Origin of the sequence: Paenibacillus pasadenensis DSM 19293, from assembly GCF_000422485.1 — a bacterium.
GTDB lineage: Bacteria > Bacillota > Bacilli > Paenibacillales > Paenibacillaceae > Paenibacillus_O > Paenibacillus_O pasadenensis.
Map to the genome: position 1 here is coordinate 17,285 of NZ_AULW01000060.1, position 14,776 is coordinate 32,060.

The window sequence follows — 14,776 nt, forward strand, 5'->3', positions numbered from 1 at the left end:
AATATCATGCAGATCCAAATATTACAAACTAATCTGATTTTGATTTCCTTGTATGAATGTTGCGCCCGCATCCCTTGACATTCTCCCGCATAGGTTATATGGTTAGTTACATGAGTAATTAACCAATGTGGTGGTGAGGCAAGTTGAGCTTTCTCAAGGATGACGGGAGGCCGATCTTTCAGCAGATCGCGGAGAAGATCGAGGACGACATCGTAGACGGATCGCTCCCGGAGGAAGGGCAGGCGCCTTCGACGACGCATTTCGCCCAGTTCTACGGCATCAATCCGGCGACTGCGGCCAAGGGCGTCAATCTTTTGGTGGATCAAGGCATTCTCTACAAGAAGAGAGGGATCGGCATGTTCGTGGCGGAAGGGGCGCGGGAGCGCTTGATGGAAAGACGCAGGGAGCAGTTCTACGAGCAGTACGTCGTGCCGCTGCTGCGCGAGGCGGAGAAGCTCGGCATCGACAGCGGCCGGCTGGCGGCCATCATTCAGGAGAAAGGGAGGGGCTGAGCATATGATGACCGTCAAGGACCGGACGCAGGCCGCCTACGCGCTGGAGGCCGACCGGCTGACCAAGAGCTACGGCGCCCAGAAGGCGCTGGACGGCGTGAGCCTGAAGCTGGAGGCCGGCCTCATCCACGGCCTGCTCGGGCGCAACGGCGCGGGCAAGACGACGCTCATGAGCATCGCGACCGCGCAGCTGTTCGCCACGTCCGGCGAGGTCCGCATCTTCGGGCAGCAGCCGTACGAGAACCGCGAGGCGCTCAGCAAGATCTGCTTCATCAAGGAAAGCCAGAGATACCCGGATATGTTCCATGTCGAGGACGTGCTGGCGACGGCCCGCGCGCTGTATCCGAACTGGGACGAGGCGCTCGCCGGCGAGCTCGTGGAGTCGTTCCGCCTTCCCCGCCGCAAGAAGATCAAAGGCTTCTCGCGCGGCATGCTCTCCTCGGTCGGCATCGTCGTCGGGCTGTCGAGCCGGGCGGAGCTGACGCTGTTCGACGAGCCGTACCTCGGCCTCGACGCCGTCGCGCGCTCGCTGTTCTATGACCGCCTGATCGAGGATTACGCCGAGCATCCGCGCACGGTCGTGCTGTCGACCCATCTGATCGACGAGGTGAGCCGGCTGCTGGAGGCGATCCATGTCATCGACGGCGGCCGGCTGCTCCTGAGCGAGGATGCGGAGTCGCTGCGTTCCCGCGCCTACCGGGTGAGCGGCTCGGCCGCCAAGGTCGACGCCGTCACGGCGGGCCGGAGAGTGCTGCGCCGCGAGACGATCGGCGGCTCGGCTGTCGCCTCGGTGCTGGCCGGCGAGCCGGGCGAGAACGGCATCGGCCGGGCGCGTGAGGCCGGGCTGGAGGCGGAGCCGCTGCCGCTGCAGCAGCTGATTGTCGACCTGACGGCCCATGCGGCCCGCGGCAAGGAGGAATCGGCATGAATCGAGGACTGAAAAGCATCCTTACGATGTATCGGAGAGACAAATTCAACTGGCTGCTGCTGCCTTGGCTCATCCTGCTCTCCAGCTTCACGGTGAATCTGGTCGTCGCCTTCTCCATAAACCGCGGCGGCGGCGAGCAGTCGTTCACGACCGGAGGACTGCTGTCGATCATCATCTACATGTTTATCGTCGGCATGATTTCCGTCTACTGGACCTTCAACTTCGCGCTCAGCCTGTGCATCAGCCGGCGCGACTACTTTACGGGGAGCGGCATCGCCTTTCTCGCGATGTCAGTGTTCCACGGCGCGCTGCTGACGGTCGCGACCTCGATCGAGCAGGCGATCGGCGGCTGGTTCGGCATGCACTTCTTCGTCATTCCCTACACGACGGACGGTCCGTTCTGGCAGACGTTCGCGGTCTATTTCACGGCGCTGCTCTTCGCGGGCTACGGCGGCTTCGTGTCCGGCAGCTTGAGCCGGCGCTACGGCAAGCGGGGCAACTTCCTCTTGTACGGCGGCGCGTTCATCCTCGGCGGCGCGTTCACCACGATCGCCTCGCTGCGCGGCTGGTGGGTTCCGATCTTCGACTGGATCTCCGGCCTCCAGATCAGCCTGCAGGGAGTCTGCCTGCTGCTGCTCGCGCTGGCCGTCCTGTTCGCGACGCTGTCCTGGCTCATGCTGCGCCGCTCGTCGGCGAGAGCCTGACCTCCCTTTGCCGCTTCCTTCGGGGAGCGGTTTTTCTTTTCTCCACCGGGTTCGCTAAGCATAAGCGAGCCCGGTTTTTCTTTTCCCTACCGGGTTCGCTTATAATAGAGGAAAAGAAACGACGAGGAGCCCGCAGGCTCCCGCCGGAAGGAGCGCGAAAGAGCATGGCCAAGCTGTCGGAACCGTTCCGCCTGAAAGGGCTGGAGCTGAAAAACCGGATCGTCATGGCGCCGATGTGCCAATATTCCGTCGAGGAGCAGGACGGCACGCCGAACGACTGGCATTTCGTCCATTATGTCTCGCGCGCGGTCGGCGGCACCGGCCTCATCATCATGGAAATGACCAACGTCGAGCCGGACGGCCGCATCACCAGCCGCTGCCTCGGCCTGTGGGACGACGCGCAGATTCCGGCCTATGCCCGGATCGTGCGGGAATGCCAGCGCTACGGCGCGCGCGTCGGCGTGCAGATCGCCCATGCCGGGCGCAAGGCGACCGACGCCGAGCAGCCGGTCAGCAGCTCGCCGATCCCGGTCGAGCCGACCGGCTGGAAGACGCCGCGCGAGCTGACGACCGCGGAGGTGCGCGGTCAGGTCGGCCTGTTCCGCGAGGCGGCCCGGCGCGCGGTCGAGGCCGGATTCGACACGATCGAGCTGCACGGAGCGCACGGCTACCTCATCCATCAGTTCCATTCGCCGTCGCTGAACCGCCGCACGGACGAGTACGGCCAGGACAAGCTCCGCTTCGGATGCGAGGTGATCGCGGCTGTGCGCGAGGTCATGCCGGCGGACATGCCGCTCATCCTGCGCTTCTCGGCGACCGAATACATCGAAGGCGGCTACGAGCTCGACTACGGCCTGGAAATCGCCCGCCGCTACAAGGAAGCCGGCGCCGACATCCTGCATGTGTCGAGCGGCGGCGAGGCGCCGCCAAACGGCAAGCGCCAGCCCGGCAACTATCCGGGCTACCAGGTGCCGATGGCCCGCGCCGTGCGCGAGGCGGCCGGCATCCCGGTCATCGCGGTCGGCATGCTGGACGAGCCGGAGCTCGCGCAATCGGTCGTGCAAAGCGGCGACGCCGATCTTGCCGGAATCGGGCGCGCGCTGCTGCGGAATCCGTACTGGGCGGTCGACGCGCTTCTCAGGACCGAGGGGCTGCGCACCGAGCAGCCGGCCTACAAGCGCGGCTACCCGCTGAAGTAGCGCCCGGCCGGACGGCCGCCCCGGGCGCTCCCGCTGGCCCCGATCCGCCGCGCCGCAGGTCTAGATCTCTCCCGATGGGGCAACACTGAATGATAGAGTTCAATCTATCAGCGGGAGGGATTGCGATGAAGCAGATTCTGCTCATTACGGACGGCTGCTCGAACGTCGGCTTGAATCCGGTCGTGGCGTCGGCGGAAGCCTTTGCGGAAGGAATAACGGTGAACGTGGTCGGCGTGCTCGACGGAGGCGACCTCGGCGAGTACGGGGCCAAGGAGATCCAGGAGATCGCCCATGCGGGCGGCGGCATGAGCCGCATGGTCAGCACGCGGCAGCTGTCGCAGACGGTGCAGATGATGACGCGCAAGACGGTCGTGCAGACGATCCAGCAGGCGGTGCAGAAGGAGCTCAAGTCGGTGCTCGGCGGCACCGGCGCGCTCGAGGACCTGCCGCCGGAGCGGCGCGGGGAAGTCGTGCGCGTCATCGACGAGCTCGGCGAGACGAGCCGGCTGCGCGTCGCCCTGCTGATCGACGCCAGCGCCAGCATGAAGCCCAAAATCGCCGCCGTCGAGGAAGCGATCCGCGACCTCATGCTGAGCCTGCAGTCGCGTCAGGGCGAAAGCGAGCTGGCGGTATTCCATTTCCCGGGCGACCGGCACGGCGACGACGCGGCGCTCGACCGCGAGTGGACGAGCGACCTGAGCGGCGTGCAGGCGCTGTTTCCCAAGCTGCAGATGCGGGGCACGACGCCGACGGGACCGGCGCTTCGCCAGGTGATCCAGTACTATCGCGACAGCGCCGGCGACCGGCGAAGGGGCGGCGAGGAGGACGAGATGAGGAGTGGCTACGTCGGCTAAGCTTGATCTGGACCGGGGCATGGTCATTACGGGCAAGTGGCGCCGCCGCCGGTACCGCGTCGAGCGGATGCTCGGAGAAGGCGCCAACGGCAAGGTGTACCTGGTCCAGCAAGAGGGCCGGCTGCTCGCGCTCAAGGTCGGGATGGACACGGCGGACCTGCAGTCGGAGATCAACGTGCTCAAGGCGCTGGAGAAGCAGCAGCCGCGCGGCGGCGGGGCGAGCCCGTACCTGCTGGACGTGGACGACCTGAAGCTCGTCTCCGGCAAGGAGTACCCGTTCTACGTCATGCGCTACGTGCGCGGGGCCAAGCTGCCGGCTTTTCTGGCCGCGAGCGGCGACGAATGGTTCCCGCTGGCCGGATACAATCTGCTGCTGCGGCTCGCCGAGCTTCATGCCTCCGGCTGGGCATTCGGCGATCTCAAGATCGACAACGTGCTCGCGGCCGAGTACGGGCGCGTCGAGCTGATCGATTACGGCGGCGTGACCGCCTTCGGCAAGGGCATCCGCCAGTTCACCGAGATCTACGATCGCGGCTATTGGAACGCCGGCACCCGCGCTTCGGATGCCGGATACGACCTGTTCTCGTTCGCGGTGCTGTGCGTGCAGCTGTTCGCCGAAAAGGAGCTGCATCGGGCCGCCTCCGGCACGCTCCCGCAAAACCGCAGCGCGGGCGACGTGCTGAAGCTCGCCCAGGACGCGCCGCAGCTGCGGCCGTTCTCCGGCTGGCTGGCGCGCGCGCTCGCGGGCGGCTTCGCCGACGCGGCGGAGGCGTCCCATGCCTGGAAAGCCGTCATGCACCGCGTCTCCCGTCCCGCGAAGCCGGTGCCTTGGTGGACCAAAGCGCTGTTTCTTGCCGCCGCCGCAGGGCTGGCGGCTTCGGCGTTCTGGCTGGGCGGCGGGCTCGGCTAGAGCGAGAGGATTCGACGACAAGGAGGAAGCGTCATGGCATCAACCGATTCCGGCCAGCCGGACCGTACGCGCCTGGAGCCGCTGAGGCCGCCGGCAAGCGCCGGCGATCCGGACCGCGTGCATCGGGAGCTGCTGCGGATGGGCGCGGACGAGCGGCTCTGGGAGCCGGGCGACACGGTGCTCGTCGCCGTGAGCGGCGGGCCCGACTCGATGGCGCTGCTGCATGCGCTGCATGCCGCGGCGCCGCAGCTCGGCGTGTCCGTGGCCGCGGCGCATGCCGATCACGGGTTCCGCCCGCAAGCCTCCGCGCGCGAGGCCGAGACGGTGCGCGGCTTCTGCGCCCGGCTCGGCGTGCCCTGCGAGACGGCCGAGCTGGACGTGCCCGCGCATCTGGCAGAGCATGGAGGCAACAAGCAGGCGGAGGCCCGGAGGCTGCGCTACCGCTTCCTGCTGGAGGCCGCCGAGCGGGCGGGGGCGACGCGCATCGCGCTCGCCCATCATGCGGACGATCAGGCGGAGACGGTGCTCATGCGGCTGCTGCGCGGCAGCTCGTCGGCAGGGCTGTCCGGCATTCCGCTGCGGCGGCAGGAAGGAAAGGCGGAACTGATCCGCCCCCTGCTGCGTATACATAAGCCGGACCTGCTGGCCTACTGCGAGCGGCATGGCGTTCCGTACGAGGAGGACGCCAGCAATCGCTCGGCCGACTACACGCGCAATGCGATTCGGCTGGAGGCGATGCCCTATCTGGAGACGTTCAACGGACGGCTCGCCGAATCGCTCTGCCGGACGGCCGAATCGGCGTCGGCCGAGTCGGACTACCTCGATGCCAGGACCAAGGAGGTTTTCGCCTCGAGCGTCGTGTCCGAAAGAGGCGGTTTGACGATGTCCGGCGCGGCTTTTGCGGCCCTCCACGTCGCTTTACAAAGAAGATTGATTAAACTAATATTAGATTATCTTGCTCTGGAAATGGCGCCCTCCAGCTTTGACGAAGTGGAGCGGATCCGTGTCGGCGCGCTGTCCGGCACGCCTGCGAGCTGGCGGGTCGACCTGTCGAGAGGACTGCGGTTCCGACGGGAATACGGCCGGCTTGCCTGGACCCGCCGCGCGGACGAGGAGCCGCTGCCCTACGCGGTCGAGATCCCGGAGCCGGATGGCGTCTGGACGATCGCGGAGGCGGGGCTGGAGATCCGGTTCAGCGCCCATCGCCACACGAGGGACGGTACGGCGCGCTTCGCGGCTTCGGACGCGGACGCGCGGACCGCTTTTTTTGATTGGGACAAGCTGGAGCTCCCGCTGCTTCTCCGTCCTCGGCGCAGCGGCGACCGGATGCGTCCGCTGGGACTAAACGGCACCAAAAAGGTGCAAGATATGTTCGTTGACGGGAAGCTGCCTCCTTCCAGGAGGCCCTTCCTTCCGCTGCTGTGCGACGGCGGCGGACGCATCCTTTGGATTCCGGGCCTCCGCCGCTCGAGCCATGCGCTCGCGGACGAGGGCACGCGGCTGATGCTGCGCGCCGAGGTTCGGCCGGCCGGCGGGTCGAGTGAGCCCGCCGGCGAATAACCGGACTTATTCCGCTCATAAGAATAGGATTAGACGATTCGGGAGGAACCATCATTGCATAATGACATTCAAGAAATTCTGCACAGCGAAGAGGAGATCCGCGACAAGGTCAAGGAGCTCGGAGAGATTCTGACCCGGGACTTCGAGGGCCGCAATCCGCTCGTCATCTGCGTCCTCAAGGGCGCGTTTATTTTCATGGCCGATCTGGTTAAAGAAATACGCGTGCCGCTGGAAATGGACTTCATGGCCGTCTCCAGCTACGGAGCCTCCACCAAATCCTCCGGCGTCGTCAAGATCATCAAGGATCTCGACGTCTCCGTCGAAGGCCGGGACGTGCTCATCGTCGAGGACATCATCGACAGCGGCCTGACGCTCAGCTATCTGATCGACGTGCTGGAGCGCCGCAACGCGAAGTCGGTGACGGTCGTCACGCTGTTCGACAAGCCGTCCGGACGCTCGGTCGACCTCAACGCCGACTATACCGGATTCACCCTTCCTCATGCTTTTGTCGTAGGCTATGGACTGGACTATGCCGAGTACTACCGCAACCTACCGTACATCGGCATCCTCAAGCCGGAAGTCTACCGCAAATAAGCTAGAGTCCGCGAGGCTCTGAGCCCGCTTGGGTTCTGTTGAGATCGCCGGAGCGGCTATGGTAAAATATTTGAAGCGTCTTGAGAGGAGGTAGGGGATGAATCGAATCATCCGGAACACTGGATTTTACCTGCTTATTTTCCTGGTAACCGTCGGAATTGTGCAGTTCATCAGCGGTCAGGACGATAACACCGAAAAGATCTTCTACAGCGAATTCCGCCAGGAGCTCCAGGCGGACAACATCAGCAAGCTGACCGTGCAATTCGACAGTTACACGTATCTGGTGACCGGTGAATACAGAAAAGCGCCAGCGGGGGCTGAAAGCGAATCACTGAAGTTCTACACCTACACGAGTGCCGAGGAGTTCGCGGCCAAAGAGATCGACGACGCCGCGAAGCAGAACGGATTCGACTACGATTACAAGCCGATGAAAGGTCAAAGCATCTGGCTCACGTTCCTGACCTCCATCATTCCGTTCGTGATCATCTTCATCCTGTTCTTCTTCCTGATCAATCAGGCTCAAGGCGGCGGCGGGAAAGTCATGAACTTCGGCAAGAGCAAGGCTCGTTTGTATAATGAAGAGAAAAAGCGCGTGACGTTCGAGGACGTCGCCGGCGCCGACGAGGAGAAGCAGGAGCTCGTCGAGGTCGTCGAGTTCCTCAAGGATCCGCGCAAGTTCGCCGCCGTAGGCGCCCGCATTCCGAAGGGCGTCCTGCTGAACGGACCTCCGGGCACAGGCAAGACGCTGCTTGCCCGCGCGGTCGCCGGCGAAGCAGGCGTGCCGTTCTTCAGCATCTCGGGCTCCGACTTCGTCGAGATGTTCGTCGGCGTCGGCGCTTCCCGTGTCCGCGACCTGTTCGAGAACGCCAAGAAAAACGCGCCGTGCATCATCTTCATCGATGAGATCGACGCCGTCGGACGCCAGCGCGGCGCCGGCCTTGGCGGCGGCCACGACGAGCGCGAGCAGACGCTCAACCAGCTGCTCGTCGAGATGGACGGCTTCGGCGCCAACGAGGGCATCATCATCGTCGCCGCGACGAACCGTCCCGACATCCTCGATCCGGCGCTGCTCCGTCCGGGCCGCTTCGACCGCCAGATCACGGTCGACCGTCCCGACGTCAAGGGCCGCGAGGCCGTGCTCAAGGTGCATGCCCGCAACAAGCCGCTCAACAAGGACGTCAAGCTCGACGTCGTCGCCAAGCGGACGACCGGCTTCACCGGCGCCGATCTGGAGAACCTGCTCAACGAGGCCGCGCTGCTCGCGGCGCGCCGCAACAAGAAGGACATCGCCATGATCGAGATCGACGAGGCGGTCGACCGCGTCATCGTCGGCACAGAGAAGAAAAGCCGCGTCATCAGCGACCGCGAGAAGCGGATCGTCGCTTACCATGAGGCCGGCCATACGATCATCGGCTACTTCCTCGAGAACGCCGACATGGTGCATAAAGTGACGATCATCCCGCGCGGACGCGCCGGCGGCTACGTCATCATGCTGCCGAAGGAAGACCGCATGCTGATCACCAAGCAAGAGATGCTCGACAAGATTACCGGCCTGCTCGGCGGCCGCGTCGCCGAGGAGCTGTTCATCGGCGAGATCGGCACCGGCGCCTACAGCGACTTCAAGCAGGCGACGAGCATCGTGCGCAGCATGGTCATGGAATACGGCATGAGCGACAAGCTCGGCCCGATGCAGTTCGGCAGCTCGCAGGGACAGGTGTTCCTCGGCCGCGACATCGGCCACGAGCAGAACTACTCCGACAAGATCGCCTATGAGATCGACCAGGAGATGCAGACGTTCATCAACGAATGCTACGAGCGGGCCAAAAACCTGCTCACCGAGCGGAGCAAGGAAGTCCACCTCATCGCACAGACGCTGCTGCAGCAGGAGACGCTCGATCTCGAGCAGATCCGCAACCTGCTGGAGACCGGATCGGTCGAAGGCAACGGCGTAGGCGGCGAGGGCGGCGAAGGCTCCGAGCCAGGCGGCGAGCCGACGATCGACTCCATCGGCGGCGTCAAGGTCCGCATTCAAGGCCGCGAGCCGGGCGATGCCCCAGGCGGCGAAGGCATCCGCGAAGGCTCCGATGCCGCGCCTGCCGATTCGGACGCCGGCGGCGAGCCGGGCCCGACAGACAAGGCGTGACAATCGAACTATTCGGCGCAGCCCCCATGCACATTTGTGCATGGGGGCTGTTGCTTCTGTTCAAGGCGTTCGGGTATAATAAGCGAGGGTCAGGGAATAATGAGATCAACTTGATGGAAGCCAAACCATGCATTGCGCACAAATATGTAACGTTGATGTTAGATATTTATGCTCGAATATGCATGATCATCCGAATTGCTGTCATAAACCGACATTATATTCGGAATTTTATTTTGTAATGGCTTTCATTATGTCAGGATTAGTTACATTTTCTCGTTGACTCTTGATGAATATAGGCTATACTATCTATATCCAACCAATAACCTATGGTGAAGAACAGGGGAGAAAGACAAAGATGAAATGGACAAGCAAACCGTTCCATGTACTCAGCGTTTCCGCTCTGGCACTGATGCTCGTCGTTAGCGGCTGCGGCTCGAAGAGCAACAACTCCGAGACAAACAATGGCGGCGCGGCAGCGAACACCGAAAATGCAGGCGCAGGCAGCGATGCCGGCAAGGACTTCAAGATCGGCATGGTTACCGACGGCGGCGGCGTGAACGACAAATCGTTCAACCAATCCGCATGGGAAGGCCTGCAGCAGCTCGAAAAGGACACCGGCGCCGAGATCAAGTATCTGGAGAGCAAGGGCGAGAGCGATTTCGAACCGAACCTGAACCAGATGGTCAAAGCGGGCTATAACCTGACGTGGGGCATCGGCTTCATGATGAACAAAGCGATCACGACGGTCGCGACGCAAAACCCGGAAGCAAAGCTGGCGAGCATCGACAGCGAAGTGAGCGCTCCTAACGTCGAGTCCGTCATGTTCGCTGAGAACGAAGGCTCCTTCCTCGTCGGCGTCGTCGCAGGCCTGACGACCAAGACGAACAAAGTCGGCTTCGTCGGCGGCGTAGAAGGCGATCTGATCAAGAAGTTCGAAGCGGGCTTCGTGGCAGGCGTCGCAGCCGTCAACCCGGATGCCAAAGTAACGGTCCAATACGTCGGCGACTTCACCAAGCCTGACCTTGGCAAAGCATCCGCTGCGACGCTCTACAACGACGGCAACGACATCATCTACCATGCTGCAGGCGGCAGCGGCAACGGCGTCTTCACGGAAGCCAAAGACCGCGTCTCCAAAGGCGAAAAAGTATGGGTCATCGGCGTCGACAAAGACCAATCGATCGAGTTCGGCAACGACATCACGCTGACGTCGATGGTCAAGCGCGTCGACCAAGCGGTGCAAATCGTATCCCAGGAACTGATCGACGGCAACTTCAAAGGCGGCACGACACGTACGCTGACGCTGAAGGACGGCGCTGTCGGCCTGCCGGAGAACAACCCGAACGTATCCGAAGACATCATGGCTAAAGTCAAGGAATACGAGACGAAAATCGTGAACGGAGAAATCACCGTTCCTGCGAAATAAGACACGCTTCAAATGGAATCAGACAAGGCCAGCCCCAGAGCCGGCCTTGTTCTTTTTCGCGTAAAGGGCTTGAGGGCAAGGAAAGGAGAGAGAGGCATGGGACAGCAGCCTATCGTGGCAGAGTTGAAAGGGATTACAAAGCGGTTCCCGGGCATCGTCGCGAATGACAACATCAGCCTCCAGCTGCGCAAAGGGGAAATCCATGCGCTGCTCGGCGAGAACGGAGCGGGCAAGTCGACGCTGATGAATATCCTGTTCGGCCTGTACCAGCCGGACGAGGGCCATATCGAGATCGACGGCAAGCCGGTCGTCATTGACGGCGCCGGCAAGGCCATCGAGCTGCGCATCGGGATGGTCCATCAGCACTTCAAGCTGGTCAAGCCGTTCACGGTCGCGGAGAACATCATCCTCGGCAACGAGCCGACCAAGGGCATCAAGGTCGACATCAAGGGCGCGGGCGAACGCGTGCGTCAGCTGTCGGACCAGTACGGCCTGAAGGTCGATCCGCACGTACGCATCGAGGACATCACCGTCGGCATGCAGCAGCGCGTCGAGATTCTCAAGACGCTGTACCGGGGCGCCGACATCCTGATCTTCGACGAGCCGACGGCGGTGCTGACCGTGCAGGAGATCGAGGAACTGATCGAGATTCTGCGCGCCCTCGCTCGCGAGGGCAAGTCAATCATCCTTATTACCCATAAGCTCAAGGAGATCATGGCGATCGCCGACACCTGCACGGTCATTCGCCGCGGCAAGGTCGTCGGCTCGGTCGCGGTCAAGGACTCGAGCGAGCGCCAGCTGGCCGAAATGATGGTCGGACGCTCGGTCAACTTCCAAGTGAACAAGGAGAAGTCCAAGCCGGGCAAGGCGATTCTCGAGGTGAACGGCCTTACGGTCCAAGGCGAGCACGGCAAGGCAGTCGTCGACAACGTCAGCTTCCAGATCCGCGCCGGCGAGATCTATGGCATCGCAGGCGTCGACGGCAACGGCCAGACGCAGCTTGTCGAAGCGATCACCGGCATGCGCCAGGCAAGCGGCGGCTCGGTACGCGTCCACGGGCAGGAGCTGCTCGGCTCGTCGGTGCGCCAGGTGACCGAGGCAGGCGTCTCGCATATCCCGGAGGATCGCCACAAGCATGGCCTCGTGCTCGATTTCTCCGTGAGCGAGAACATGGTCCTGGGCAATTATTACCGGGCTCCCTACACGCGCAGCGGCATTTTGAACTACAAGGCGATGGACGAAAACGCGACGAAGCTCGCGGCTGAATTCGACGTGCGCATGTCGAGCATCCATACGGAGGCGCGGTCGCTGTCCGGAGGCAATCAGCAGAAGGCGATCATCGCCCGCGAGCTGACGCGCGATCCGGAGCTGATCATCGCCGTGCAGCCGACCCGCGGCCTTGATGTCGGCGCGATCGAGTTCGTGCACAAGCAGCTGATCGAAGCCCGCAACGCCGGCAAGGCGGTGCTGCTCGTCTCGTTCGAGCTCGAGGAGCTGTACGGCCTCTCCGACCGTCTCGCCGTCATCTACGAGGGCCGCATCATGGGCCAGATGGATGCCGACGAGAAGAACGAAGAGCAGATCGGCCTCATGATGGCGGGCAACGCCCTCGGCAGCGCCGCGTCCGATACCGCCCTTAGACAGGGGGAAAGCTAAGTGCAAGCGTTCAACAAGATCTTCACCAAGCAGGAGACCTATGTGCCGTTCGTCGCGATCGTGCTCGGCCTGCTCGTCGGCGCCATCGTCATGTGGCTCGGCGGCTACAACCCATGGGAAGCGTACGGAGCGATGCTCAACAAGATCTTCGGCTCGAAGTACGATTTCGGCGAAGCGATCCGCCAGGTCACGCCGCTCATCTTCACCGGTCTCGCGGTCGCCTTCGCGTTCCGTGCCGGCCTGTTCAACATCGGCGCCGAGGGCCAGTTCATCACCGGCATGACGGCCGCCACGTGGATCGGCATCAACCTCGACCTGCCGTGGTTCATCCACATGCCGCTCGCCGTCATCGTCGGCGGCATCGCCGGCGCGCTCTGGGCCGGCATCGCCGGCTGGCTGAAGGCTTCGCGCGGCGTCAACGAGGTCATCTCGACGATCATGCTCAACTGGATCGCCTACTACCTCGCCAACTACATGGTGCGCGTCGTCATGGTCGAGTCGGGACAGAACCGCTCCAAGGACATCCAGGAGACGGCCTCGGCCTCGATGGACTGGCTCGTCAGCATCCTCGACAACGCCCGCGTCCATTGGGGCACGCTGGTCGCGGTGCTGTGCGCGTTCGTCTTCTACTATATCCTGTGGCGCACCCGCCAAGGCTATGAGCTGCGCGCCTCCGGCTTCAATCCGGACGCGGCCCACTATGCCGGCATCAACGTCAAGGGCAGCATCGTCAAGGCGATGATGATCTCCGGCGCGCTCGCCGGCCTGGGCGGCGCGTTCGAATCGCTCGGCGTGTTCAAGTCGATGGCGGTCATGAACGCCTTGCCAGGCTACGGCTTCGACGGCATCGCCGTCTCGCTGCTCGGCGGCAACAATCCGTTCGGAATCATCTTTGGCGGCTTGCTGTTCGGCTTCCTCAGCTACGGCTCCACCGGCATGAGCTTCGAGGCCGACGTGCCGAACGAGATCATCCGCATCGTCATCGGGGCGGTCATCTTCTTCGTCGCCAGCCACGGCATCGTCAAATGGTTCCTCAAGCCGTTCTTCCGCAAACGGCGCGAAGAAAGGAAGGAGGCGGCCTAGATGGATACAATCGGTCTTCTGCTCAATACGACGCTGGTCTTCTCGACCGCTCTCATTCTGGTCGCGCTCGGCGGCATCTTCTCGGAGCGCTCGGGCGTCGTCAACATCGGCCTCGAGGGCCTCATGATCATCGGCGCCTTCAGCTCCGCCGTCTTCACCTATTACGGCCATGAGTGGGGCCTCGGCGGCGCGTCGGCCTGGTTCGGCGTGCTGATGTCGATCGTGCTCGGAGCGGCGTTCTCGCTGCTGCATGCGGTCGCGACGATCACGTTCAAGGCCAATCAGGTCATCATCGGCGTCGTCATCAACATCCTGGCGCTCGGCCTGACGGTCTACCTCGTCAAGAGCTTGTTCAATGGCTCGGGCCAGACGGAGAACCTGTCCGGCATCGCGTTCACCAAGTACAACGTGCCGTTCCTGTCGGACATCCCGCTGATCGGCGACGCGCTGTTCAAGGCGTACCCGACGACGTACCTGTGCTACCTGCTCGTCTTCGTCAGCTGGTACGCGCTTTACCGCACGCGCTTCGGCCTGCGCCTGCGCTCGGTCGGCGAGCATCCGGGCGCGGCCGACACGGTCGGCATCAGCGTCACCAAGTACCGCTACATCGGCGTCCTGCTGAGCGGCGCGCTCTCCGGCCTCGGCGGCGCGACGATCTCGCTGACGACGACGTACGACTTCTCGCACACGACGATCAGCGGCCAAGGCTTCATCGCGATTGCGGCGGTCATCTTCGGCCGCTGGCATCCGATCGGCGCGGCCGCAGCGGCGCTGTTCTTCGGGTTCACGCAAGCGCTCCGCTTCCAGGCGGGCCTGTTCGACTGGTCGAAGTCGATTCCGAACGAGTTCCTGTACATGCTGCCGTACGTGCTGACTTTGCTCGTGCTGGCGATCGCCGCAGGCAAGAGCCGGGCTCCGGCCGCAGTCGGCGAGCCTTACGATCCCAGCAAGCGCTGATTTTCCCCAGCTTCCCGCACTTGCGGGGAGCTTTTTTCTTTCCGTTTCAATTTCCTGGGAAATGGTCTTGAAATCGCTTGAACCGTCGGTTGACAGTGTACCCGGCGAAGTGTAAATTAGGTGTACTGATTCGTCACTTCTTTGTAACATGTGAATCATTTCACTTGCTTGAAACGGCTTCCGTTCCCTATTGAGACGGGGACGAATGCCGCATACTATACGGGTCGGCTCGGCGTGACAATCGGCTGGCGAC

13 protein-coding genes are annotated in these 14,776 nt (G+C 63.0%); all 13 read left to right on the forward strand.

The annotated features are described in order from the left end of the window. The first annotated feature begins 143 nt into the window (after nt 1-143). The 13 genes from H582_RS0109030 to H582_RS0109090 all read left to right on the forward strand — a co-directional run bounded on the left by H582_RS0109030 (nt 144) and on the right by H582_RS0109090 (nt 14,523). Nucleotides 144-512, forward strand: a complete 369-nt coding sequence (locus tag H582_RS0109030) for a GntR family transcriptional regulator (protein WP_028598290.1) — start codon at nt 144-146, stop codon at nt 510-512. Nucleotides 513-516: 4 nt separating this feature from the next. Next, nucleotides 517-1,440, forward strand: a complete 924-nt coding sequence (locus tag H582_RS0109035) for an ABC transporter ATP-binding protein (RefSeq protein WP_240478982.1) — start codon at nt 517-519, stop codon at nt 1,438-1,440. Next, nucleotides 1,437-2,144 carry a hypothetical protein gene (locus H582_RS0109040; RefSeq protein WP_028598292.1) on the forward strand — a complete coding sequence of 236 codons (708 nt, stop codon included), beginning with the start codon at nt 1,437-1,439 and terminating at the stop codon, nt 2,142-2,144. Before H582_RS0109035 ends, H582_RS0109040 begins: the two co-directional genes overlap by 4 nt. A 164-nt stretch (nt 2,145-2,308) precedes the next feature. Beyond that, nucleotides 2,309-3,343, forward strand: a complete 1,035-nt coding sequence (locus H582_RS0109045) for an NADH:flavin oxidoreductase/NADH oxidase (protein WP_028598293.1) — start codon at nt 2,309-2,311, stop codon at nt 3,341-3,343. A gap of 125 nt (nt 3,344-3,468) precedes the next feature. Next, the gene (locus H582_RS0109050) at nt 3,469-4,197 is read left to right on the forward strand and encodes a vWA domain-containing protein (protein ID WP_028598294.1); all 729 of its coding nucleotides are present in this window, start codon (nt 3,469-3,471) and stop codon (nt 4,195-4,197) included. Continuing rightward, nucleotides 4,181-5,107, forward strand: a complete 927-nt coding sequence (locus H582_RS0109055) for a protein kinase domain-containing protein (RefSeq protein WP_028598295.1) — start codon at nt 4,181-4,183, stop codon at nt 5,105-5,107. Before H582_RS0109050 ends, H582_RS0109055 begins: the two co-directional genes overlap by 17 nt. Nucleotides 5,108-5,140: 33 nt before the next feature. Continuing rightward, the gene (gene tilS / locus H582_RS26715; RefSeq protein WP_052333093.1) at nt 5,141-6,667 is read left to right on the forward strand and encodes a tRNA lysidine(34) synthetase TilS; all 1,527 of its coding nucleotides are present in this window, start codon (nt 5,141-5,143) and stop codon (nt 6,665-6,667) included. Nucleotides 6,668-6,721: 54 nt separating this feature from the next. After that, nucleotides 6,722-7,261 (forward strand): hypoxanthine phosphoribosyltransferase, encoded by a 540-nt coding sequence (gene hpt, locus H582_RS0109065; RefSeq protein WP_028598296.1) that lies wholly within the window; start codon nt 6,722-6,724, stop codon nt 7,259-7,261. A gap of 97 nt (nt 7,262-7,358) precedes the next feature. Beyond that, nucleotides 7,359-9,404: an ATP-dependent zinc metalloprotease FtsH gene (gene ftsH / locus H582_RS0109070; RefSeq protein WP_028598297.1), complete on the forward strand. Its 2,046-nt coding sequence runs from the start codon at nt 7,359-7,361 to the stop codon at nt 9,402-9,404. A 355-nt stretch (nt 9,405-9,759) separates the two neighbouring features. Then, nucleotides 9,760-10,827, forward strand: coding sequence for a BMP family lipoprotein (locus H582_RS0109075; protein ID WP_028598298.1), 1,068 nt, complete (start codon nt 9,760-9,762; stop codon nt 10,825-10,827). Nucleotides 10,828-10,923: 96 nt separating this feature from the next. Further along, a complete protein-coding gene (locus H582_RS0109080) occupies nt 10,924-12,483 on the forward strand; it encodes an ABC transporter ATP-binding protein (RefSeq protein ID WP_028598299.1) in 1,560 nt (519 codons plus the stop codon). Beyond that, on the forward strand, nt 12,484-13,566 hold the full coding sequence (locus H582_RS0109085; protein WP_052333094.1) for an ABC transporter permease: 1,083 nt from the start codon (nt 12,484-12,486) through the stop codon (nt 13,564-13,566). It abuts the gene before it with no gap. Then, nucleotides 13,567-14,523 carry an ABC transporter permease gene (locus H582_RS0109090; protein ID WP_028598301.1) on the forward strand — a complete coding sequence of 319 codons (957 nt, stop codon included), beginning with the start codon at nt 13,567-13,569 and terminating at the stop codon, nt 14,521-14,523. It begins immediately after the preceding gene. The last annotated feature ends 253 nt before the right edge of the window (nt 14,524-14,776 follow it).